Raw genomic sequence first — 21,712 nt, forward strand, 5'->3', positions numbered from 1 at the left:
GGAATCGTATTGAAAATCTATTTGCCCAGATAGCTCAGTCGGTAGAGCAGAGGATTGAAAATCCTCGTGTCGGTGGTTCGATTCCGCCTCTGGGCACCACTTTCCCTTAGCCTCCAGCTAGATTTTAAATTACCCTTTTCCTACAAAAACACAATTTCCCTATAAAATTATATTTTCGTCGCGAATGACGGAGACGACTTTGCGAACGCCAGAAAGCAAAAAACCGTGCTGAAATACAATATAAGTTTGGCGACTTATGTTTCAAACGCGGCTTCCATAAACATTTCTACCTGTTTACGTTGGTTATCTTAGCCTTAGGGTATCCCTATGCCTAGCGTTTAACCTAAAAATTGCTTTCTTTTGTTCCTGTCGAATTTTTATGACGAAAAAATTTAACAGACAATCTAATATCCCACAGCGAGATCCCAACAAAGGATTTTGTAGGAATAAAAAACAAGTGTTTTTTGCTCCTGAAGTACTTAAAGCAACAAGGTCAGATACTCAGACACTTGTTTTAGGCCATATTGCCTACCACCACGCAAAGCACAACAAATTCAATTCATCTGTATCAGCAATTGCTAAGCATTTAAATTACTCAGTCAATGCAGTCAAAAATGCTCTGAAAAAGCTCTTAGAGCCGTCTGATGGCGGAAATGAGGCGCTTTTAAGGGAAGAACCAAACCCAAATAGCTACAGCCGCCAATTATTTATAAACACAAAACACCCTCTAGGATATAGGCTCCTACAAAGTTACGTTCAGATGTTAAATAAACAACAATCACAGCATACACTGCGCTTGTATGGTGTACAGCTACATTTGTTTGAATCTAAAACTCGTTATGACTCTAGGCACCAACATAAGATGCTAATGCTTCATGCACTCATTGCTGGAAAAATTAACGCAGTAAAGCTCTCAAAAAATAGTAAAAGGGAAAGTTATTGCCAAAGTATTGGTCAGCTGGCCCAGAAGCTTGGTTGGGCCTATATGACAGTTAAAGCTCTGCTTCAATCAATAAATGAGTTCGACTTACTAGAAGTCATGTGGAGTGCAGTGAATAAACCAGCTTTTATTTTATTCTCGATCAAAAGCAGGATTCATAAGCCTCAAAACAGTTCAAAACTTATAGATAATTTGCAAATACCTATAGAGCGCTATAGAAGCTAATTTTTCACGATAACTTTTTACTGTCATGCCTTGGTAGGGAGTATCCGCGTCTAAAATACGGCAAAAAGCAATAAAACCAATATTCCACCTTTTTTTAGTCGCTAACTTTTAACTGTATTTAGAGAAAGTATATTTTTGTTTCTCCTTTTGGAAGACAAATAATTTTAATTTTCCGATTTATTAATTTAGTGACAGCAAAAATACCGAGTAATTAATTTGGTGCAATATCGTACTAAATCCGTTTCTAAGTGTCCAAATTCAGTGATGCCTTTAAAACGTATATAGATAAAAAGTAATAATATTTGATAAGAGTCAATCTTTTAAGATATTTTGAAATTAGTGGTTTTGTCTGTTTTTTGGGCGTGTTAGTTTTGTTTAACCAGTTCTTTAGTATTGGAAGTTTAATTAACTGGTTTATTAATTATGAAAAAACTGACTAAGTAGAAGGAGTTTATATGAACTGCACATGTTGTTCGAAAAAGCTGAATATAGGTATGATTCATAAATCAGACCCATTAACGGGGCAAAGGTTTAAATCTTGCCCACATTGTTCTGATGCTAATGGAAATGAACATGTATTTCATCCATACCCAGCTTCATTTGGTAAGACGCCTGCAAGAAAAACAGCTAAGAACCCAGAAGGCTTTCAAAGCTATTGTTGTGATTGTAGGACTTTACCAAAGGGTAATATTTCAAGGGCATATCAAAATGGTCGAACATGTCAGACATTAAAATAAATATGTCTATATTTAAGGAGGATGCAGTAGCTTGGTTGTCAAAACTAGAGTCTGGAAGTGTGGATCTAGTAATTACTGATCCTCCCTATGAGTCATTAGAAAAATATAGAAAAATAGGAACAACAACGAGGTTAAAAAATAGTAAAAGCTCAAGTAATGCTTGGTTTCCTATTTTTTCAAATGATAGATTTGAAGAATTACTTACTGAAATATATCGAGTACTTAAAACGAATAGTCATTTCTATCTTTTTTGTGATCAAGAAACGATGTTCATTGTAAAGCCCATTGCTGAAAAAGTAGGTTTTAAGTTTTGGAAACCTATAGTGTGGGATAAAGTAAATATTGGAATGGGTTACCACTATCGTTCGAGGTATGAGTTTATCTTATTTTTTGAGAAAGGTAAGAGAAAGTTAAATGACCTTAGTATTCCTGATGTCCTTGAATGTAAGAGAATATTTAGAGGTTATCCAACAGAAAAACCAGTTTCTTTGATAGAGGTTTTGGTTAACCAAAGTTCGGAAGAAGGAGAGTTGGTGATAGATCCTTTTTTCGGCTCTGGTTCTACTTTGTTAGCAGCAACTGGTAATAACAGAGTTACCTATGGGTGTGATATTTCAGAAAGTGCTCATAAGTATTTAATGGATAGAGTTAGTTAGAGTAGCTGTGCTTCACTGCTTTTTTTTAATTCTTTCTCTAGCTTGTTTTAGCTCTGCATTAGCTACACCAGCTATTGTTGGGCTAACCTTTTTTAGTACACTTAAATTTTGAGCTAGCTTGTTAAGTTGTCTTAATTCTTTTACTTTTCTTGCTTTTCTACAGTATTTTTTAGCTTGAGCTTCATCGATCCCTTTTAAAGCGTCCAAAATGTTTTTTAGCATATCTTTTGCTTTTGGAGAGCCTTGTGCCTTTAAGGTATTTACTTGACCTAAAGTACTTTTAAATAAAGAAATTGTTTCAGAAAGGCAGCCCCTACTATTTACAGAATTCTTAAGTTTATTAATCTGAGCTCTAACATTAGAAACTCTTTTCCTTGAGGGTGATAACTTATGAGAGTTAACAGTCACATCATGAACATCTATCCGAGAAGAATTACGCATGACTCTACTTTTTGATAATGATCTATTTGGCTTCACTTGAATGCTTGAAAACATTCCGTAGATTTGAGCCTTCAAAAAGCTTACATGTTGGTAAAAATTACCTTCTTTAGAGCTAACATAAATGTCGTCATAATACCTGGTATATTTTAATCCTAGACTTTCAATAGCTTGAACGAGCTGGGGTTCTTTGTGATAAAAAATCAGATTTGCAATATCACCGCTTACTGGGCTGCCTTGAACTAGGTGACCTTTAAAAGTACATAGATCAGTTAAGGCTTCTGCTACATCGTTAGGGAATTTAAACAAATATTTAAAGACATTAATAACATACTTCGATTTTATGGAGTCAAAAAAGTTACTAATGTCTTCAGATTGAATCATCTTAGTGGACATATGCTCCATGGCATTATCCAAGTAACTTTTCCCTTTTCTTCCAGCTAATATATATTTAGGCAGTTGAACGTTTTTTATGACTCTGCTTCTTAATTTTTGCAAGATAGTTTTCAGTGGGTATTTTACATCGTAAGTAATACGTTCACTTCCGTCTGCTTTTACGACCCGTTTAGCTATTTGATAATAGCTATCAGAGTTTGCGCGGAGTCTGTTTAATTCATTAACTGTTATAGAAAGAGTTTTAGCTAAAACTGATAAAGAACCAATTTGTTTTTGAGTGTAAAAGAAATTAAACCTTTCCACGAATTAGTTCTCTAGTGGCATCTTTGAGTAAGTCATGCAAATGAGTAAGGTCATTCTTCTCAGGCTCTTCAGCAAGAAGAATTAAGTTACTGAGTTGAATATTGAAAGCTTTACAAATGGTAAGTAAAGAAGACAGAGATGGGTCTCTCTTGTTATTCTCTATTTTTGATAAATATGATTTATCAATGCCTGAAATGTCAGCTAGTCTTCCTAGACTAAGGCCCTTTAGCTCTCGACACTCTTTTATTGCATCTCCGATAAATAGCATTTTCATATCACCTAAAAAGTACGGAGGATTTATTTGGCTGGTTGCACATGAGAAAGAAATCATTCAATAAAACCAGCCAATAACTTAAGTAAGTAATATGCCTGTGTTACGTATTGAATTATGTCCTTGGACTTAATTCTTTCTTTATCTTCTAGCTGCTGAATTATACAATCCAACTTGTCTAATGTGCTTTTGTCTACAGTATCTGCGCAGTTATCACGAGCTTCTTTTAAAGCAGTAATAATTTCTTTCATTTTTATAATCCTATTATGGAGTTAATAACAAATCAGGTTAGATGTACCCGCCGTTATATACATCACGAACTGATTTGAAACACTGTAGATAAACCAAGCCAACACCCCCAGAGTTTGCTCTGGAAACTCTTCCCGCCGTTACCTGTTATTCAACTGGTATGAAACTTATCAGGCACTGGGCCGATAACCGTCTGTTGGAGAAAAGTAGTTCACAATAATAGTGAACGACCAAAATGGCCTTTTGCAGTTCGAAATAGAATTATGAAAGAACACAACAAGCGAAATCGCTTGCTCTAGGAGTACTTTATTATGGTGTGGACTATATGTCAACACTTATTTGCGCGTCACTCACTGCGAAGCAATAGGGGAGTGACGCGGCAGCACTCCCCAGAAAAATTAATGCGACCCAATCAATATTTGAAGTTATGGGCGCATTATGCCACTATTAAACTGATTAATTAGCGAGGCCTACTGGCTATCGCACCTTTAAGAAAGCTTAGCTTTCTCTTGTCTAAAGCCGCGGCTGTACGCGGCGAAAAAATAACATTGGGTCAGATTTAATGGCACGCTGTATTTTGCTTTTGAAGTCGCAAATTACTTACGCACTTACCATAATCTTTTCTAAGCACTCAATAATTCCAATAGGAGATTCGTTGTCACTTAACTAACCTGTGCTAAGCACATTTTTACTGCGCTTTATTATGTACGCTTGTAACAAGAAGCATTTAAAGCGAGGCTTTTTGGCCTTATTGAACCTTCGTGCCTGTATTCGCTTTTAGCGGAAATTGTATGCTCCAACATGCAATTGGCATTTAAAACTTACCAATTGGATATGGGTTCAAATAGTTAGTTAAGTTGATAGCGAACCACCTTTATTTTTTCCAAATAAGGTGCGATTTATGAGCAGTTTAAAATATCAATTGCAAGGGTTAATACTGCGCAATAAAGATGGCAGCTTTGCTTCTCAAGCTGAGCGAAGAAAAACACTTATTCTCGTCGCATCACAGTTAAAGAGTGGTGGCTATCGACTCTCATCAGTTAATTCCCTAAAACCAAAGCACGTAAATCATTTAGTTTCTCGATGACAAAGCGAAGGGCTGTCTTCAGGAACAATCAAAAATAGAATGAGCCATATTCGATGGTGGGCTGAAAAAGTTGGTAAATCATCTATGCTGCCAAAATCTAATAATGGTTCAAACCAAGCTATTCAGTTGGAAATAGAAAAGCGTACTTATGTAAGTAATGACTCAAAAGGCAAAGAATTAGATTTAGATAAGCTTAATCAGGTCAATGATAACTTAGTGAAACTTTCACTTAGACTTCAACAAGAGTTTGGCCTCAGAAGAGAAGAAGCAATCAAGTTCAGTCCAAGCTTTGCGAACAGAGGCGATAAAATAGTTCTTAAGTCGTCCTGGACTAAAGGTGGTAGACCTCGAGCTATTCCAATCAAAACTCACGCACAAAAAGCATTGTTAAAAGAAATTGAAGATACAGTCGGCCGCGGCGCTCTTATAAGGACTGATAGAAACTATGTTCAACAATTAAAAAGTTATGAATGGCAAACAAGCCGTGTTGGGCTAGATAAAAACCATGGTTTAAGGCATATGTATGCTCAAAAACGCTATTTGGAATTAACTGGCTGGCAGGCGCCTTTAAATGGTGGTCCAACTAATAAGGGTTTAACAGCCGAGCAAAAAGCTATTGATAGGGAAGTAAGGTTAAAAATATCAGAAGAACTAGGTCATAGCAGGGAGCAGATTACAGCGATTTATCTAGGTCGATAATTTGATATAGAACAGTCTTATAGAGTTATTTTTACTCAATTTAAGTAAATATGTGAGTCTTCGAAAATCGAAGGGCTAATACTATAGGGTTAGAAGTGCAAGCTTTCTTATCTACAAGTGCTTCTATTTATTGCATTATTGCATTATTGCTTTTAATTAATTTTTGAGACAGCCTCTAAAAAGGTATCGGTATGCCAGCAAAATATTATTACTCAGAAGCTAACAAGCACTTCATCTGTTATGAAGGTGACGTCGAAATAACCAATGATGATGAGATGGAAGCTTTTATGGCCTCTTCTTTTTACTTTGGCTTAGGTATGACGAAAGAAAGTGCACAGGAAATATTACTTATGAATAAATCAGAGTTAAAGAAAATAATTTGGCATTGATTTTCGTTTTAAATAAGTTGATATTAAAATCAGCTTTATACCATTGATTTTATTTGTTTTTAAAGTTTATTTGCTATAATTTCTTCCGACTAACTACTAATGTTTTTACAGTGCTAATTTGGGGAGAATAACTATAGGTTTTTTATCTCAATTTGGCATTTTATAAACTCTACCTGTCAAAAAGTTTAGAGCATCAACTTTAAATTTTTGATATTGCTCCTTTGTCGGTGGTTTATCTAGTTCTACATCTAGACGTTGGCGAATAAGATTATAATCAGCTAATATTTCATCAAGACAGTTATCACCTGCATTGATTATTGTTTGATAGCGCTCTTCGAATAATAGAAACCAATTTTTTACATTGTTTTTATTATGAGTTTCTTCAACTTTAAATAAATCTAAATTTTTATCCAGCTCGTTGTTTAGTTTTTTAACTTCAATATTTATAGATTCAATGTTTCTACCTTGGTCAAACATATATTTAAAATTAAAAAGTGTTTCTTGGTTAACGCCATTTAAGAATGGGTTAACATATCCAATCATTGACTTATCTTTTTTATATTTTTGATTACACCTAACTCCTGCTGGTATAAGGTTTGATAGTGTCAAAGCTAGAAATGGAAATTTTGATTTTGGAAAAAAATGGTCTAAATCAGGCCTTGTTTCAGCGCCGATCTCATTGATGGTTTCTATGTCCTCATTATTACAGTATGGACATATGTCCAAGTTTAGGGAGTTTGTAATTTCTCGTCCAAAAATTTTTGACATAGAGTCATAATTAAATACATTGTCGAAAGAGTTTACCCAGTCAGGAAAAAGAGCAATTTCTTCTTCAGATAGTTTATAATTGCCTGACTTCATTGAGCTTAAATTCTTGAGCTGTGTTTTTATTTGAGATGCAACAGTCGTTACTTCCATTTTTTTTATGATACCAGGAAGTAGCTTTGAATTACGATTCGTCATTAGTAATTTAAGTTCAGTTATGATATTGCAATGAATAGTCTTTATTTTTTCCTGATCGACTCTTTTCCTTATTGGCATTGAACTTATTGATGAGTCTAAAGTTATGTCTTTAAAGTAAAACTCCAGGCAGTACCTTTCTGATAGTTCAAATAAATGATTATAAATAGTGTCTATTTTTTCATATAATTTATCTGCGCTGCATAACACTAAGTCTTTTACAAACTTATCGGAAAAAACTTTTTCCACTCGCTCTTTATCATTACCTGAATGTTCTATTATCAGCTCATGCAGGGATGGGATAACTTTTTCATTTATTATTTTTTGCTCGTAATCATTCAAAAAGTCTTGTGTATAGGAATAGCTAATTTTGATCATTGGTACCAAGTATCATGTTTTGTATGTTTTTACTTTTAATCTTCTTAATTAGAAGGTGGTCTAGATGAGTGAGTGAATCTGTATTTGCATGTTTTAGCAGTCTGCTAATAGCTTTCTTAGAGTGTTCACCAAAAGTAGAGCTTAGGTGCATTCCATCTAGGTAAAGATCAGTAATGTGTGTAGCAAATCCAAAAGATTCAACTACTTTTGTATGGCCATTATTCCGATCAAGTGAGACTATATCTTCTGGAAGAAAATCACTTATTATAATCGGGGAGTGAGTGCTCAGTATGAGTTGTACAGAGTTTTTAGGAAACTCAAACCTTATAAACTCTAGTAACTCTAAAAAAAATGTTCTTTGCCAGTCAGGATGTAAGTATAAATCTACTTCATCCATAATAATAATGTGGTTGTAATTTTTATTTACACCTACCCTTTCTATGTAGTGATACAATTCAGAAAATATATTTAGTTTAGCGAACTCTCCGGTACTAAAACCTTGCCAACCGTATTTGAAATTACTTTGTAATAATTGCGGTAATTTTGATATACAGTGTGTTAGATTTACTATTAAGTTAGCGTTAAATGTTGATATTTCATTTTTGTTTTGTAACTTAATATGATGTTGATAACGATTAACTAAGTCTGAAATGTCACTTAGTGTAGCAAGAATTTCATTAAACTTTAGTCTTATTATAGGTGTATCAAGTTCGATGATATTTGCTTGCGAGTCAATGTCATTTTTCCCTCTTACTTCGGCTAATATTTTAAATATGTAATTATCGTTGACTGTTTGGTTTATAAAGCCTAAGAGTAGTTTTATAAAAAATACATCTCTGTAATCTTTTCTTATTATTGAGAGCTTAGATAAGTAATTACAAATTGTTATTATATTTGCTTCTAGTAATTGAGAGCCTATTTCAAAAAAGTCATCAATTAATAGTTCTTTTTGAGAATCATTAAGCTTATCTGACAGTTGCTCCAATTGGTACTTTGAATCTATATTCTCGGAAACAAAGTCTTTGTTATTGAGTAATGATTTTAAATATGCATTAGAAGATGTGCTAAATTGAAAAGTAAATTTTACAGTAGGCCTTGTTTGTTGCTTAAAAGAGGGACTACTAGATAAGTACCTAATCAAACGGTTAGTTCGCTCTATTATAACTTTATTACTGCCGTTAACATACTGTGAAAGTGACAAGTCTTGAATGAAGGAGTTAGACCTCCTCTTAGAAGAGAATTCATTTGCTTCGACTCCAGTCAAGTTATTAGCTTTGATTAGTTTGAGTTTGTGGCGTTTACTAAATACGGGGAAGTTTTCTTCAAATGTAACATCTTGATTGCTAACGATTGAATCTTTATCTAAGTACAAGTTCACACTACAAATGTGATATTTTTTGTTCTTTGAACTATACCAAACAATAATACCGCTAGATTCAGTACCCTCGTATGCAACTTCAAGAAAATCAAGGATAGTGCTTTTACCAACACCATTTTTTCCAATGATTGCACTACAGTCTAACCCTTCATAATAATCCAAATCGCTTGGATCAAATTGCAAGAATAGCTTTTCTTTTGAGTAATGACACTTATGAGAACTGTTGATTGGGATATCTATTTCCTCTAGTGCTTTGTGATTTACTATATGGATAAATGCTAATTTCATGCTATGAATGCAAACTGAGTTGTAAAAAAGTTCATTTATCATAGCAAGTTATAAGTTTTACTTGAACTTTTAATATCAATAGTTCATTTAAACTAAACTTATGATTAGTTACTAAAATGCTTGAAAGAAAAACAAACTTAAAGTAGCTTTATCAATCGGAGAGGCCAAATATGGCCATCTCGAATATAAAATGAGGTCTTTGACCATCAAAGTTTAAGAATTCAACAGATGAAAACTAAGCGTGTGTTTAGTTCTGTTTAAGTGTAGCCGTTACCGGCACTAGGTATATTCCTAGTAAGAAACTTTTCTTACTAGTACTTGAAGGGCAGTACATTCGTTAATGCTTTGTACACCCTTGGGTATGACGTATCACTTCGTTTTTTATCCAGAAACCTATGCATTTTCTCACTGGTATGTTTACCAGTTTTTCTTATTTCTTTGGTGGGAGCTCTCATGACTACATTCCTGACAAAACCCGAAGTGATTGAACTAACGGGTCGCAAGCAAAAAATTAAACAAATAGAACAACTAACCTTAAATAGAATTCCTTTTACTGTAGATGCCTTTGGGTGGCCTAAAGTTTTACGCCGAGCGATTGAGCTAGAGTTAAGCTTTTCTTCTAAAGTTAATAAATCAGGGTATATCTAGGAGATTAAGCCATGGGTAGAAAACGTGCTCCTGAAAATGCAGCTCTACCAAAGGGTATGATCTTTAACAAAAAGAGTAATACCTATTATTTGAGGCTGCATGGTCAAAGAGATATTCCTTTGGGTAAAACAATGACTGAAGCCTTTAGGAATTTCTATAACTACGCTGATATTAATTTTGAATGTCATACTATGCATGATTTGATTGATCGTTATATGAAGGAAATTTCGGTCACTAAAAGTGAGGCTACTCATAAAAGTAACTTAAGCGCGGTAAAGCATTTATTTAAGCGATTCGGGCATATGAACCCGACTATGATAAGAGCTAAGCATGCATATCAATATTTAGACCTAAGAGCCCGAGAAGGAGCACCAGTCAGGGCAAATAGAGAGTTTGCATTGCTAAGTACTATCATGAGTCATGCTGTTCGGTGGGGGATGATAACTGAAACTCCATTTCACGGCATTATTCGTAATCCAGAAAAGCCAAGAGACAAGCTTGTCACAAATGAAGAAATAGCCATTTTTCTGAAGTTTTGTCCTAGATGGCTGCAACTTTATATTGCGTTAAAACTTGCTACAGGGCTCAGACAAACAGATCTTGTTTAGAGATTGGGATGACGAAATTGGCCTAAAAGTATTCGTCTCAAAGTCTAATAGCCGCATACAGTACAACGCGGTTGATTATATTCGACAGATTGTAAGTGAGCTTAAAGAAATTAACGGGTATCGTGGTAAAGGCAAAAAAAGATCGCCGCTCTTACATTGGTACTTTTTTGCGTCGCATTCCAATTCAAGGCTTGAGAAACCATTAACACCTGATGGTTTAAGAACGGCATGGAGTAAAGCGATGAAAGCGGCCATTGAAAGTGGTGAACTGACCCAAGAGCAGCGTTTTCAGGAGCGCGATTTGAGAGCTAAGGTTGCATCTGACTGTATTAATATCTCACAAGCTAGTGAGTTATTGGGCCACATGAATATGTCAACAACGAAAAGAGTGTACAGAAGAGGATATTCAATTGTTGACCCTTTATCGCCAAGTGAGTCAAGCACTAAAAAACAAAGCATTGAAAAGTAGTGTCAAAAAAGGCATTATCTTTCAGTAAAGACTTTTCGATTACCTTGAATATTCTAGCTTATTAAAAATCATAGAGTTTCTAGGTTTTATTTACTAACTGATTTAACCCAGACGAAAATAATAGGAAAATTCGGATTGGTTTTATTAGGAAAATCAGTAGTTTAAAATTCTGTAGGCTGTGGATTGAAAATCCTCGTGTCGGTGGTTCGATTCCGCCTCTGGGCACCACTCTTTTTGAGTGCCGACTTAGCTCAGTTGGTAGAGCAACTGACTTGTAATCAGTAGGTCATCCGTTCGACTCGGATAGTCGGCACCATCTTCTTTGCCACATCAATTTAACTCATTTTAATGATAATTCTGCCGTAATATATCTTTCTGCAAGATGGTTTTTAACCCTCAGATAAGTAAGCTCTTTAGGCTGTAAATGGTCGTTTTCCTAAATGGATACAGCTCTGCTATTCGGTTAAAAATCAAGGTGTCGTTGATTAAAGTTAGATTATCCTTTTTTATGGTAACGATCGAAAAATATAATCAAATTAAATAAATAGTACATCTCTATGCCATTTGTTAGGATGAACTGAAGCGGACAGAACTCACCTTCTAGGGGTGTCTGTTAGTAAAACATTCACTCATTTGTTGTACAAAACTGCTATGTATATTCACCATGTGAAAGGTGCTTAATGGACAATCTTAGAGCGGACCTAATATCATGAAATTTCAGTTTAGAATTGAAAGCCAATAGTTAAAAGTAAAGTCTATGTCGATAAAGCCAGAAGAATACGTTGTTGATGCATGGATAGCATTACTGCGAGCGAAAGAACATTCCCTCAATTTTGTTGAAAAGTCTTTTAAGGAAAACGGTTTACCACCATTTTTTTGGTACGATGTTTTGTGGGAGTTGGATAAAGCAGGTGAAAAAGGGCTCAGACCCTTTGAGATTGAGCAAGGGATGTTGTTGCCTCAATATGGCCTATCTCGGCTTTTGGCTAGAATGGAAAAAGCTGATTATGTTGAAAGAGTGCCATCACCAAATGATGGTCGTGGTCATCAGGTTATTATCACAAAGCTAGGTAAAGAGGTTCGTCAAGATATGTGGAAAGTGTATGCCAAAGGCATTCAGTCTACAATCGGTGAAAACTTTAATGAAGATGAGTGCAGAACAATCCAAACGCTCTTAACTCGGCTTTATCGCCGATAAGGTCCATTGTGTGTCACTGTTGTTTGAGTTAGCTAATTTGACGTATTATAAAGAAAATTCACATGCTCAATTACAAGTCATCAATGACACAACAGAGGGGATATTGTTGCGCCATTTAAGCTAGTTTAGCGTCACTCTATGCTATACCACACAGAAAAAGTTAAGTTTGTTGCCATCTAGGTCACGGAAGTACGCGCCATAGAAGTGCTCTCCTCTGGGCCCTGGGGATCCTTCATCGGTTGCCCCCAACTCTAACGCTTTTGTATGCAACATATCTACTTGCTGAGGGGTTTCAACCGCGAGTGCGATCATGACGCCGTTTCCAATAGTTGCGCTTTTACCGTCAAAGGGTTTGGTTATGGACAGCTTTGGTTGTTGTGGATCTATTGACCAAGAAATAAAGGTCTCAAACTCCATAAACCTTGTCGCGCCAATCTTCTCCAGTAATTCATCATAAAACTTGGCGCCTTTTTGCAAGTCGTTTGTGCCGAGTGTTACATATCCAATCATGTCTTTAACCTCAATTTAGAATTTATCATTTGTAACCAATTAGTTGTTTGAAAAACCAATCGTAAAATTTGGTTTGAGAATTGCGGTGCGCATTTCAATGATCTCTTGATATTCAGTGCAATGCCAAAAGTCTTCGAGATGTTGGCGGGTGGGAAATTGGATCATGCTCAGTCCAGTTTCTGTGGGCCAGTTACCCTCGAAAGTAGAGATGCTAGAAGCGTTTACTCCCGCAATGATCAGCTCGCCTCCAAACTTTTTTAAAATCACATCTGCTACTCGAGCATATGTGTCAAACCCTTTCATGTTTTCTGACTGACTAAAACTGAACAGTAGGTAAGCTGATTTATTATTTAACATCGGAGTGTCCTCATTTTTAGAAAATGTGCCGTTCTCAGAGGTCAACCTGAAAAACGAGTACCACTGAAGGTGATGCCATTCAGAGCTAAGTGAACAAGCATCATTGACAAATAGAGCAAGGCCAATTTCGTGCTGATATATGCTCTATCCACCATGGAAAATTGAATACACCATTCGTTCGACATGTTGTGGAAGGTCACTGTAGTTTCCCAGATCTCTGTATTTTGGAAGCTTCACTTGCTTTGGCAGGGATTTAGCTAAGCTCATAGTTGCGTCAGCACTTTTTTTCATCGCCTCTTGTAAGGCTGGCTCAACTGCATTAAATAGGTCGTTGTAAAAATCAGCAGCTATTTGCAGGTGTTTGGGATCCAAGTTTTTTGAATGTGCTGTAATTGCGTATTTAGGACCAAAGGAAACCAATGCGTTAAGCAGCTTTCGGCTGCCCAAATAATTAGTATCTGCGATGAATGCTCCTTGGGTAATTGCACCAACTTCATACAAGTCAGCCGAATAAACAACCTGCTCATTTGGTAGGTGTACTGCGATCATGCCTACGCCATCAGCGGCCCCAAAGTGTAATAGGTTGATGGTTGTTTTCCCTACCACCAGCTTGGTGTTATCGCCAACATAATGGTGCACTGTTTTGGGGGCTTGCCCTGTTACATCTAAGCGGAAAATTGAGTTCGCAGCCTGATGTGCATAAATTTCAGCATTGGGAAAGACTTCAGTACCGCCAACGTGATCATAATGCTCGTGTGACAGTACTATTTTTGTTACTGGCAATGAAGTTAACTTTGAGATAGTTGACTTGAGTAAGGTCGCACGCTGCGTATTTGCAGGATCTGTAATTAGTACTCCCTTATCGCCTATTACAATTAGCGACTGGTAATGGAGCAGAAAAGCTGAATAAACGTTTTCTGATAACTTTTGAACGTTCGCTTGCTGTGCAGATATCTGCGAACCATAAGACAAAGTAAACAGAACAAACGCAATTTGAGCTATGTATTTCATGATAAACCCTCGAAAAACTGCATCTAAACCAGCTATATTGCGTAAGTAGATGCAAGTGCATGTAAGTCTGAAATGTACATGCAAGTGCATCTACTTGCAAGTGGAAATGAAAATAGATAAGCATCAGGTGACGCTTAAACTCAAGTTAAGTACCGGTAAATATATGTTTGAGCACAAAAAAATCGGAGACGGCATGGAACGAAATTCTTTTTTTAAAATGGTGCTGAGGCTTACTCTGAGTCCGGCATGGCTTGCTTTACATAGCAAGAAATCTTTTAAAGTGCTTCTGAACGCAGCCTTGGGTGGTTTACGAAAATTCAACTAGTATTTTATTAAGTGTTCGAGTTAGGTAGTATCAGATCATTGTGGGCGTTAAATGCACAGGATTGATCTTTGACCCTTAGTATGGAACAAATTGAGATATTCACGATCCCTAGTCCGTGTAAGGGGATCTGTGAAGTTAATAATCGCGGTTACTGTAAAGGGTGCTTTCGCAGCCGGGAAGAGCGTTTTTGCTGGAACCAGATGACAGAGCATCAAAAAAGAATGGTTGTGGATTTATGCCAGCGGCGCAAAAAGCGTATTATGGCAAAGAAGCAAGCTCAGCAGCCTGACAATGCGACTGAGTCACAGGATAAGCAAGACGATTTATTTAAATTCGATATTTAGCCTTGAGCACTGCAATAACCCCCTTTTTCTCTAGTTTTTCTAATGTACTTTTTAATTTGGGGATCAGCGCTTTGTGTTTTTGATGAAGGTAGTGGAAGCTATCTATGGTCATAAGGTCATCAATTTTAAGCGTATCAATATCCATATATGGCAAGTGTTCTCTTAGATGAAAGTCAACAATGAGTGCGCCTTGCACTTTTTTTTGCATCAGTAAGTTGAGCTGAGCCGCACTGCTTTTTACTTCAATGAGTTCGCCTTTATAGCTTTGTTCCATCATATATTGATAAACAACTAAGTAGCCACTTTGTACCACCATAGATTCGATCTGATTAAATGAGCAAGTTGTGCAATGGCTTATTAGCTGTAGGTTGAAGGAGTAAAGGGGAAAGTCGACGTAAAGTAAGTTGGCATAGCTATCAGTTACACCAGCGATCCGGCCAAGTTGTCCATCCAGCTCACCTTCGTTGGCAGCAATCAACGCACTTTGTCTGTCAAAATCAATTAATTCAAGTTTATGGCCTATGTCTTTATATGCCAAACTCAATAGCTCTATAACATAGCGAGCTTGCGGGGTATCTGCAGGACGATTGAAGTAAAGTGTTTGTGCGTGAGACAAAGAGCATTGCGATAATAAAAGTATCCATAATATTTTGATATTTCCCACATATTTCCCCTAAAATGCAGTTTTCATTGAGCGTCTTGCTTCGGTCTAATTGATTACCCTGCAATAATTAACTTTGTAATTCAAGACTGCCGCTGTCTAGTACATATATGATACACTGTTTTTATAGTTTTCAATAATTGTACAGTACGATGTCATATAACCTGTGTAACCTCTCCCGAGCCGAAAAGTATCAAGTTCAACTGGAATATGAAGCGTCTTTTTGGGCGTATCAGATTAAACGCGGCAAAAATACGCGAGAAGCAATTTATGATGCTATCAATAGTCGCCCTTTATCGGAACGTGACACACTAAAGGCGAAATTTGAGCAATACTTGGGACTTATGTTAGTTTAGTTATGCAGTTGAGTTGTTATCGTTTGCCTGAAATCCAAACACCATTGGTTAATAAGTTTTATCAGGCTAACAGAGTACGAGGAAGGGCAACCAAACAAGATACGGTATGGGTTACTAAATCATCAGAGTTGATTGCAGCTTGTAGAATTCAAAATGTTGAACAATATGCTTTTTTGTCAACCGTTTTTGTTGCTACAGCATATCGAGGACAAGGGGTTGCGAAGCGGTTGCTGCTCTGTGCCATTGAGTCGCAAGAATGTGTTTACACATTTGCTTATCGCACTATTGCACCTTTGTACTCACAACTCAATTTTGTTGAAATTGATCAACTGACTTTACCTACAGTCTTGCGGGAAAAGTTTGTGAATTACACGAATCAAGGCAGAGAAATTATCGCAATGTGTTTTCAAAGGACTGTTCACACATGAAGTATATCGTCACTTTTTTGATATTCATTTTTAGCGCGGTATGCAACGCGCAAGTATCTCGTATCTCCCCGGCTGAAGGTTTGTCACAAAGCTATGTTAATACGCTGCTCTTTGATAAAAAAGGCTATTTATGGCTATCTACTGAAGGGGGCTTGAATCGCTATGATGGTTATCAGGTGCTTGAGGTCATGGGCCCAAATAAAGCCCTTGATAAAATGCAAATTGACCGGATTTATCAAGACCCAACAGGAAAAATATGGATAGCCTCGGGCCGAGCTGGATTGTTTAGCTATCACCCGGAAAAAGACCATTATAGACAGTATATAAAAGCGCCTGCGTCCGAACTTGACTACATCCAAAATAGTGTTTTTCAAATGCTTGAGAAAGGCCCCAATGAATTATGGCTAGGGCGCACTAAGAATGTATCAGTATTGAACAAAGAAACGGGAGAGATCACCGAAGTTATTCCTATTCCAGGTATGACAGAGCGTAGTCTTGTGCGCGGGTTGTTGCAGTTTGAAGATATTTTGTATATTGCAACGACCGAGCGATTATTTGCCTACCATATTCCAAGTGCTAGGCTTAAGCCGTTAACACATATCGATGACCCAGAGCACCCATTTCAGCTCAACACCAAATCACTGTTATTACTTGATGACTCAACCTTGCTTGTCGGCGCTGTTCTTGGTTTATACGAACTGGATATCGGTGAACTACAAAGAGACTTTGAGGCAACCCCAGCATATAAAACTGTGCTAGAAGAATTTAATATTTGGCACATGTTAAAGCAGCAAGCATACCTATTGCTTGGTACAGACAAAGGGTTAATGCGCTTTGACCCACAAACAGGCCTTATTGAACCGGATAAACGCCTGACACAAAGTCGATTTTCGATTTCAGATAGCAGCATTATTCATTTAAATGAAGATCAAAACGGTGGAATTTGGGCCGCTACGCGTACTGACGGCGCATTTTATATACCACCAGATAATCATATTTTTGATAACGTACAAAATGATTCGATTTATGGCGAGCTTTCTCATGGTGCTGTGTGGGGAATAGTTGAGTTTCAAGGATATATTTGGGCTGCGACAAGAGATGGTTTAACGCGATATGACCCACAAACACGTGAAGCAACGCCACTCCTTCAAGGTTATATGGGCGAGAGCTTTTTACCCGAATTCTCTATATTTGAACTATTCCCATACCAAGATAAATTGTGGCTTATCAGTAATCGTGGCCTGTTTGTTTTTGATCCCAAAACAGAGATTGTTGCTCGTCCTAGTGCACAAAACCCAGAGTCAACGGAAGTCTTGGCAGGGTTTGTTAAAGGTGCTGTGTTAGTTGAGCCCGGGTTACTTTATTTTGTAGACGGAAACTCAGGCTTTTACTTGTTCAATATGAACAACGGTATTTTGGAGCCTTTGGGGTCAAGCTTTGCTCAGTTTGATCCTTTCTTAAGCTATGGTTTTTTCGAACCCCTTTCAAGCCATCCATCTGAGCCCGTCTTTTATAGTGAGGGCCGCTTATTTAGGTACAATCATACACGGCAAAAGCTGACTCAGATTTATCAAGTACCAAAAGCGCATAAACAGTCGGCTGTAGACTTGCTCAGTTATACCATCGATAAAAATAATGTGCTTTGGCTATCGTTTGCTACGCATGGGTTGGTTCGATTGACTGCTGATGGGTATAAACCACTGCCACTGCCTGCTGATTCACTTTCGGTAACCAATTTCATCCTATATGAAATGCAGCAGGATAAAGCCGGTATGATCTGGATGTCTTCTCATCAAGGGATATGGCGTTTAGACCCCGATAATTTTCACCTTCAAGGGTTTACCATAAATGATGGTTTGATGAGCAATGAATTTAATAGTGGCTCATCGGCAAAATTGGCGAATGGTCATATTGCATATGGCTCCTTGCAAGGGATCACGATATTCGACCCTGAAGTTAATCGTCCTAATCGGCCTCTTTTGACACGTGTAAATATTACCAATGTCGATTTAATGTCCCGAGATCTCAAGCCCGCAGGATTAAAGTCGTTTTCTTCTATTGATTTGAATCACGATGATATTGGGTTGGAGGTGTCATTTTCAGCAATGGCTTTTACAGCGCAAGAACGCATTGTTTATGAATACCAACTTTCAGGCGAACAAAGAATCTTAAGTCGCAATAGTAATCGTGTTGTATTCCCAAAGCTAAACCCCGGCTCATACCGTCTCAAAGTATGGGCTAAAGATCCCCTAACAGGTGATTATACTCAGCCAGCGGAGCTTAATATTCGCGTTAAATATCCAATTTGGCGCTCACCCGTGGCGCTTGCCTGTTATCTAATATTAGCCAGTGGCCTATTTGCTCTTTGGGTGCATAGGAAAAATAGAGTCGCGCAACTATTAATGGAAGCCCATAAAGAGACCAGAAATAGTGAAACACGTCTTAAAATGGCGTTGGAAGGCAGTAACTCAGGTGTGTGGGATTGGCAATCTGGGTCAAATTTGGTCTACCAGCCAAGGTTAGTAAATGAACTTGGATACAAAAATGACTACATTAATCTAGATGACTATTTGGAGCTTATTCACCCACAAGATCGCGCGCTTTTTCGAATCGAGTGGCTAGAATTTGTCTCGACCGCAAAGGGGTATATTGATTGCACATACCGCCTAAGAAATCGCGTAGGACAATGGCGCTGGTACAAAGACTACGGCAAAGTTATGGCGTGGCGAGAGGCGGTACCTATGCGTGTAGCTGGTACATACACAAACTTAACTCGTGAACGTGTATTTGAAGAGCGAGCAGCACTCTTTGGCGAGGCTTTTGAGCAAACCCGTGACTGGGTTATGATTTTCGATAAGCGTTTTCGTATATTGGCATGTAACAAAGCGCTTCAGGATGCGTTCTCCGTTGAAGCCAACCCATTATCCAGTACCAGTGTGAGTCTAGGCTTAGAGCGTCATGTTAGGATGCATTATCTGCGCACCATGAGTAAGTTGTCTGAAGAGGAATATCATAGCGCTGAAGAGGTTTTGCGTTTGCCGAGCGGTGAGGTTAGGCATGTGCTGGTAAAGATCACCTCAACATTGGGGCAAAACTATATTATTGTCCTCACCGACATCAGCAAGCAAAAACGCACAGAGAAAGAGCTTTACCAATTAGCCAATTACGATGCACTGACTAAACTGCCCAACAAAGTGTTGTTTATGGACAGAGTGCAACATGGGATAGAGCAAATTGGAGGAACGGAACACTCATTAGCAATATTGGCAATAAAATTTGGTAAGTTGCAACGTTTGGCTGATACATTTGGTGAGGATTTTGTATTAGCTATTATTCAACAGGCCGCGACAACACTGCAATGTTGCTTTAGAGAAGTTGATAGTTTAGCAATTGGCCAAGAAAAAGACTTTTATATCTTGATGGAACACTTGGACTCAGTTGATGCTGTGACTCAGTACGTACATTGCTTGATGGCTCGGTTTGAAGAGGGAATACGAGTGCATGAACAGCAAGTAGAGATAGATGTATTTGTCGGAATTGCATTATTTCCCAATGACGCATCAGATGCTTTTGAGCTCAATCAGGCAGCAGAAATTGCGTTAAGCCATGCTAAAAAGAGTCCGAATAGTCACTTTCAATATTATCACCAAGATATCAATCAACAAGCAAAGCGGCATATTGAAATCGAACGACGTTTAAACGCAATCCATAAAGATGAATTGCTGTGCAATTATTATCAGCCGATACTCAATGCGACTCGAGGTCATATCGAAGGTTTTGAAGTGTTGTTGCACTGGCCTGACGATAACAGAGTGAGTGCACAAGAATTCTCGGCAGCTGCTGAGAAAACAGGATTGGGTATAGATTTGATATTGCAGACGATAGAACGCGCTTTGATAGAACTAAAAGTGTGGCATTTAACTTGGCCAGATCTTTACATATCAGTCAACTTATCGGCGCAGGCTTTGCATTATGAAGGTTTGGTTCACCATGTGCAGCATGCGCTTGAGAAAACCAATTTGCCTGCGAGTTGTTTGGTGTTCGAAATCTCCGAATCGGTGATGATGGAAAATGTCGCCGACTCCATAGAGCGTATGCACTTGCTCAAAACACTTGGCTGCCGTTTATACATGGACGATTTTGGCACAGGGTACTCATCTTTGATGTATCTTACCCAATTTCCGGTAAGTACCTTGAAGATTGATGGTGGATTTATCGTCGATATTGGTAAAAACAAGGACCACGAAAGCATTATTCACTCCACTTTGTCTCTTGCGCACAGCTTGGGTAAATACTGTGTTGCGCAAGATGTAGAAAACATAGAGCAATTAAAGTTTCTGCGCATGCTAGGCTGCGAACGTTTTCAAGGGTTTTTATTTAGCCCACCTTTACCTGGCGATATGATCGCGCATTTGATGGAGAATACTTGGCAAGAAATGTTTGATAGCTAGAGCTTTTCTCCACAATGTCTGCAATAAAGGCTGTGGGAGCGTTCAGAGGTCATCAATTTAATCGCTTGGTGAGCCTCTGTTGCGCTGAGGCCCAATTCCACTCTTAGGGCTTCGAGGTGCTCAGCTTCTGTATCATCGAGCTTTCCGTCGACCAAGGCGTGTAATACGGCTTCATGAAATGCGTCGCGGCGCTTGCGTAGCTGGTCTGCAAAACTAGATGCGAGCAGCCCGGTTGGGATCGCAACCATGCCCATACTGAGCAAGGTTATCACTCCGCCAAAAAATCGTCCAAGTGGCGTAATGGGCACGACATCCCCATAACCAACGGTGGTCAACGTTGCCATAGCCCACCACATGGCAGCAGGAATTGATCCAAATTTGTCAGGTTGGACATCATGCTCGATTAAGTAAATACCGCACGACGCGACGATTAACACCAAAGACATAATAAAAAATGCTGCCATGAGTGAGCTGGCTTCTTCCTTAAATGCAGCTAAAAGTAATTGCATGGCACGTGAGTAGCGGGTGAGTTTAAAAATGCGCATCAATCGTACAACACGTAAGAATCGCAAATCGAAAGTGAAAAATACCATGAGCAAAGTTGGTAAGATGGCGACTAAGTCAATGACGGCCAAAGGAGAGCGAATATAGCGCAAGCGAATTATAAAGTGGCTTTTTGTGTCATCTTTGAAGTTGAGTTTATCAACACAGCACCACAATCGAAGCAAATACTCAACACAAAAAATACCCACGGAAATGACCTCAATATAAAAAAACGTGAGGTAATACTGCGCGGCGAGTTCAGGCACTGATTCAAGAACGATAGCGACCACATTAAAAATAATGAGTGCGATTAAAAATATATCTAAGCTGTGGGCTATTTTCCGATATTTTCCACTGCCTTCTAGTATTGCCGCCGTTTTTTGTCTCAGTGTTAAACTCATGTCTTGCA

Annotated in this window: 24 protein-coding genes and 2 tRNA genes; 16 read left to right on the forward strand and 10 right to left on the reverse strand. The window is 38.0% G+C overall.

Features of this window, described 5'->3' with window-relative positions:
• Positions 1–23: 23 nt before the first annotated feature.
• The 3 genes from J8M00_RS20300 to J8M00_RS20310 all read left to right on the forward strand — a co-directional run bounded on the left by J8M00_RS20300 (position 24) and on the right by J8M00_RS20310 (position 2,558).
• A tRNA-Phe gene (locus J8M00_RS20300) sits at positions 24–99 on the forward strand.
• Positions 100–379: 280 nt separating this feature from the next.
• Positions 380–1,165: a helix-turn-helix domain-containing protein gene (locus J8M00_RS20305; protein WP_211012315.1), complete on the forward strand. Its 786-nt coding sequence runs from the start codon at positions 380–382 to the stop codon at positions 1,163–1,165.
• 739 nt (positions 1,166–1,904) lie between these two features.
• Positions 1,905–2,558 carry a DNA-methyltransferase gene (locus J8M00_RS20310; protein ID WP_211012501.1) on the forward strand — a complete coding sequence of 218 codons (654 nt, stop codon included), beginning with the start codon at positions 1,905–1,907 and terminating at the stop codon, positions 2,556–2,558.
• A gap of 12 nt (positions 2,559–2,570) precedes the next feature.
• Here the strand turns inward: J8M00_RS20310 and J8M00_RS20315 are convergent, their stop codons facing one another.
• Genes J8M00_RS20315 through J8M00_RS20325 form a run of 3 tightly spaced genes read right to left on the reverse strand, consistent with a single transcriptional unit; the run spans position 2,571 to position 4,217 of the window.
• Positions 2,571–3,695 carry a reverse transcriptase family protein gene (locus J8M00_RS20315; RefSeq protein WP_211012316.1) on the reverse strand — a complete coding sequence of 375 codons (1,125 nt, stop codon included), beginning with the start codon at positions 3,693–3,695 and terminating at the stop codon, positions 2,571–2,573.
• The gene (locus J8M00_RS20320; RefSeq protein WP_211012317.1) at positions 3,682–3,969 is read right to left on the reverse strand and encodes a helix-turn-helix domain-containing protein; all 288 of its coding nucleotides are present in this window, start codon (positions 3,967–3,969) and stop codon (positions 3,682–3,684) included. The genes J8M00_RS20315 and J8M00_RS20320 overlap by 14 nt, the downstream gene beginning before the upstream one ends.
• Before the next feature lie 53 nt (positions 3,970–4,022).
• Complete coding sequence (locus tag J8M00_RS20325; RefSeq protein ID WP_211012318.1) at positions 4,023–4,217, reverse strand: hypothetical protein; 195 nt, start codon at positions 4,215–4,217, stop codon at positions 4,023–4,025.
• A gap of 899 nt (positions 4,218–5,116) precedes the next feature.
• Between J8M00_RS20325 and J8M00_RS28375 the strand changes: the two genes are divergently transcribed.
• The 3 genes from J8M00_RS28375 (at position 5,117) to J8M00_RS20335 (ending at position 6,390) form a co-directional block, all read left to right on the forward strand.
• Positions 5,117–5,302 (forward strand): phage integrase N-terminal domain-containing protein, encoded by a 186-nt coding sequence (locus tag J8M00_RS28375; RefSeq protein ID WP_247687491.1) that lies wholly within the window; start codon positions 5,117–5,119, stop codon positions 5,300–5,302.
• Between the two features lie 39 nt (positions 5,303–5,341).
• Positions 5,342–6,001: an integrase domain-containing protein gene (locus J8M00_RS20330; protein WP_247687492.1), complete on the forward strand. Its 660-nt coding sequence runs from the start codon at positions 5,342–5,344 to the stop codon at positions 5,999–6,001.
• Positions 6,002–6,192: 191 nt separating this feature from the next.
• Entirely contained in the window at positions 6,193–6,390 is a 198-nt protein-coding gene (locus J8M00_RS20335) for a hypothetical protein (RefSeq protein ID WP_211012319.1), read from the forward strand.
• A 147-nt stretch (positions 6,391–6,537) separates the two neighbouring features.
• Here the strand turns inward: J8M00_RS20335 and J8M00_RS20340 are convergent, their stop codons facing one another.
• Both J8M00_RS20340 and J8M00_RS20345 read right to left on the reverse strand, forming a co-directional pair.
• Positions 6,538–7,728, reverse strand: coding sequence for a hypothetical protein (locus tag J8M00_RS20340; RefSeq protein WP_211012320.1), 1,191 nt, complete (start codon positions 7,726–7,728; stop codon positions 6,538–6,540).
• Positions 7,715–9,394: an AAA family ATPase gene (locus J8M00_RS20345; protein WP_211012321.1), complete on the reverse strand. Its 1,680-nt coding sequence runs from the start codon at positions 9,392–9,394 to the stop codon at positions 7,715–7,717. Before J8M00_RS20345 ends, J8M00_RS20340 begins: the two co-directional genes overlap by 14 nt.
• Before the next feature lie 453 nt (positions 9,395–9,847).
• Between J8M00_RS20345 and J8M00_RS20350 the strand changes: the two genes are divergently transcribed.
• From J8M00_RS20350 to J8M00_RS20370, 5 genes are all read left to right on the forward strand, one after another.
• Positions 9,848–10,042, forward strand: a complete 195-nt coding sequence (locus J8M00_RS20350; RefSeq protein WP_211012322.1) for a DUF4224 domain-containing protein — start codon at positions 9,848–9,850, stop codon at positions 10,040–10,042.
• Between the two features lie 11 nt (positions 10,043–10,053).
• Positions 10,054–10,650 (forward strand): hypothetical protein, encoded by a 597-nt coding sequence (locus J8M00_RS20355; RefSeq protein ID WP_211012323.1) that lies wholly within the window; start codon positions 10,054–10,056, stop codon positions 10,648–10,650.
• Positions 10,616–11,119: a hypothetical protein gene (locus tag J8M00_RS20360; RefSeq protein ID WP_211012324.1), complete on the forward strand. Its 504-nt coding sequence runs from the start codon at positions 10,616–10,618 to the stop codon at positions 11,117–11,119. The genes J8M00_RS20355 and J8M00_RS20360 overlap by 35 nt, the downstream gene beginning before the upstream one ends.
• Positions 11,120–11,359: 240 nt before the next feature.
• Positions 11,360–11,435 (forward strand) — tRNA-Thr (locus J8M00_RS20365).
• 441 nt (positions 11,436–11,876) lie between these two features.
• On the forward strand, positions 11,877–12,317 hold the full coding sequence (locus J8M00_RS20370) for a MarR family winged helix-turn-helix transcriptional regulator (protein WP_211012325.1): 441 nt from the start codon (positions 11,877–11,879) through the stop codon (positions 12,315–12,317).
• 141 nt (positions 12,318–12,458) lie between these two features.
• Here J8M00_RS20370 and J8M00_RS20375 read toward each other — a convergent pair whose 3' ends face one another.
• The 3 genes from J8M00_RS20375 to J8M00_RS20385 form a co-directional block, all read right to left on the reverse strand.
• Positions 12,459–12,827: a VOC family protein gene (locus J8M00_RS20375; RefSeq protein ID WP_211012326.1), complete on the reverse strand. Its 369-nt coding sequence runs from the start codon at positions 12,825–12,827 to the stop codon at positions 12,459–12,461.
• A gap of 39 nt (positions 12,828–12,866) precedes the next feature.
• On the reverse strand, positions 12,867–13,184 hold the full coding sequence (locus tag J8M00_RS20380; protein ID WP_211012327.1) for a DUF1330 domain-containing protein: 318 nt from the start codon (positions 13,182–13,184) through the stop codon (positions 12,867–12,869).
• Positions 13,185–13,328: 144 nt separating this feature from the next.
• Entirely contained in the window at positions 13,329–14,195 is an 867-nt protein-coding gene (locus tag J8M00_RS20385) for an MBL fold metallo-hydrolase (RefSeq protein WP_211012328.1), read from the reverse strand.
• A 106-nt stretch (positions 14,196–14,301) separates the two neighbouring features.
• On the opposite strand from J8M00_RS20385, the gene J8M00_RS20390 reads away from it, so the two are divergent.
• Together J8M00_RS20390 and J8M00_RS20395 are read left to right on the forward strand one after the other, a co-directional pair.
• On the forward strand, positions 14,302–14,520 hold the full coding sequence (locus tag J8M00_RS20390) for a hypothetical protein (protein WP_211012329.1): 219 nt from the start codon (positions 14,302–14,304) through the stop codon (positions 14,518–14,520).
• Positions 14,521–14,600: 80 nt separating this feature from the next.
• A complete protein-coding gene (locus J8M00_RS20395; protein ID WP_211012502.1) occupies positions 14,601–14,864 on the forward strand; it encodes a DUF1289 domain-containing protein in 264 nt (87 codons plus the stop codon).
• On the opposite strand, the gene J8M00_RS20400 is transcribed toward J8M00_RS20395, so the two are convergent.
• Complete coding sequence (locus J8M00_RS20400; protein WP_284137721.1) at positions 14,848–15,528, reverse strand: hypothetical protein; 681 nt, start codon at positions 15,526–15,528, stop codon at positions 14,848–14,850. The two genes, J8M00_RS20395 and J8M00_RS20400, sit on opposite strands and share 17 nt — an antisense overlap.
• A 149-nt stretch (positions 15,529–15,677) precedes the next feature.
• On the opposite strand from J8M00_RS20400, the gene J8M00_RS20405 reads away from it, so the two are divergent.
• The 3 genes from J8M00_RS20405 to J8M00_RS20415 are packed head-to-tail and all read left to right on the forward strand — an operon-like array spanning position 15,678 to position 20,760.
• Positions 15,678–15,881 carry a DUF3283 family protein gene (locus tag J8M00_RS20405; protein WP_023398497.1) on the forward strand — a complete coding sequence of 68 codons (204 nt, stop codon included), beginning with the start codon at positions 15,678–15,680 and terminating at the stop codon, positions 15,879–15,881.
• A 2-nt stretch (positions 15,882–15,883) separates the two neighbouring features.
• Complete coding sequence (locus J8M00_RS20410; protein WP_211012330.1) at positions 15,884–16,309, forward strand: GNAT family N-acetyltransferase; 426 nt, start codon at positions 15,884–15,886, stop codon at positions 16,307–16,309.
• Positions 16,306–20,760, forward strand: a complete 4,455-nt coding sequence (locus J8M00_RS20415; RefSeq protein WP_211012331.1) for an EAL domain-containing protein — start codon at positions 16,306–16,308, stop codon at positions 20,758–20,760. Before J8M00_RS20410 ends, J8M00_RS20415 begins: the two co-directional genes overlap by 4 nt.
• Here J8M00_RS20415 and J8M00_RS20420 read toward each other — a convergent pair.
• Positions 20,757–21,704 (reverse strand): ion transporter, encoded by a 948-nt coding sequence (locus tag J8M00_RS20420; RefSeq protein WP_211012332.1) that lies wholly within the window; start codon positions 21,702–21,704, stop codon positions 20,757–20,759. The two genes, J8M00_RS20415 and J8M00_RS20420, sit on opposite strands and share 4 nt — an antisense overlap.
• Between the last annotated feature and the right edge of the window lie 8 nt (positions 21,705–21,712).

The sequence above is a fragment of the Pseudoalteromonas luteoviolacea genome, from assembly GCF_018100925.1.
GTDB lineage: Bacteria > Pseudomonadota > Gammaproteobacteria > Enterobacterales > Alteromonadaceae > Pseudoalteromonas > Pseudoalteromonas obscura.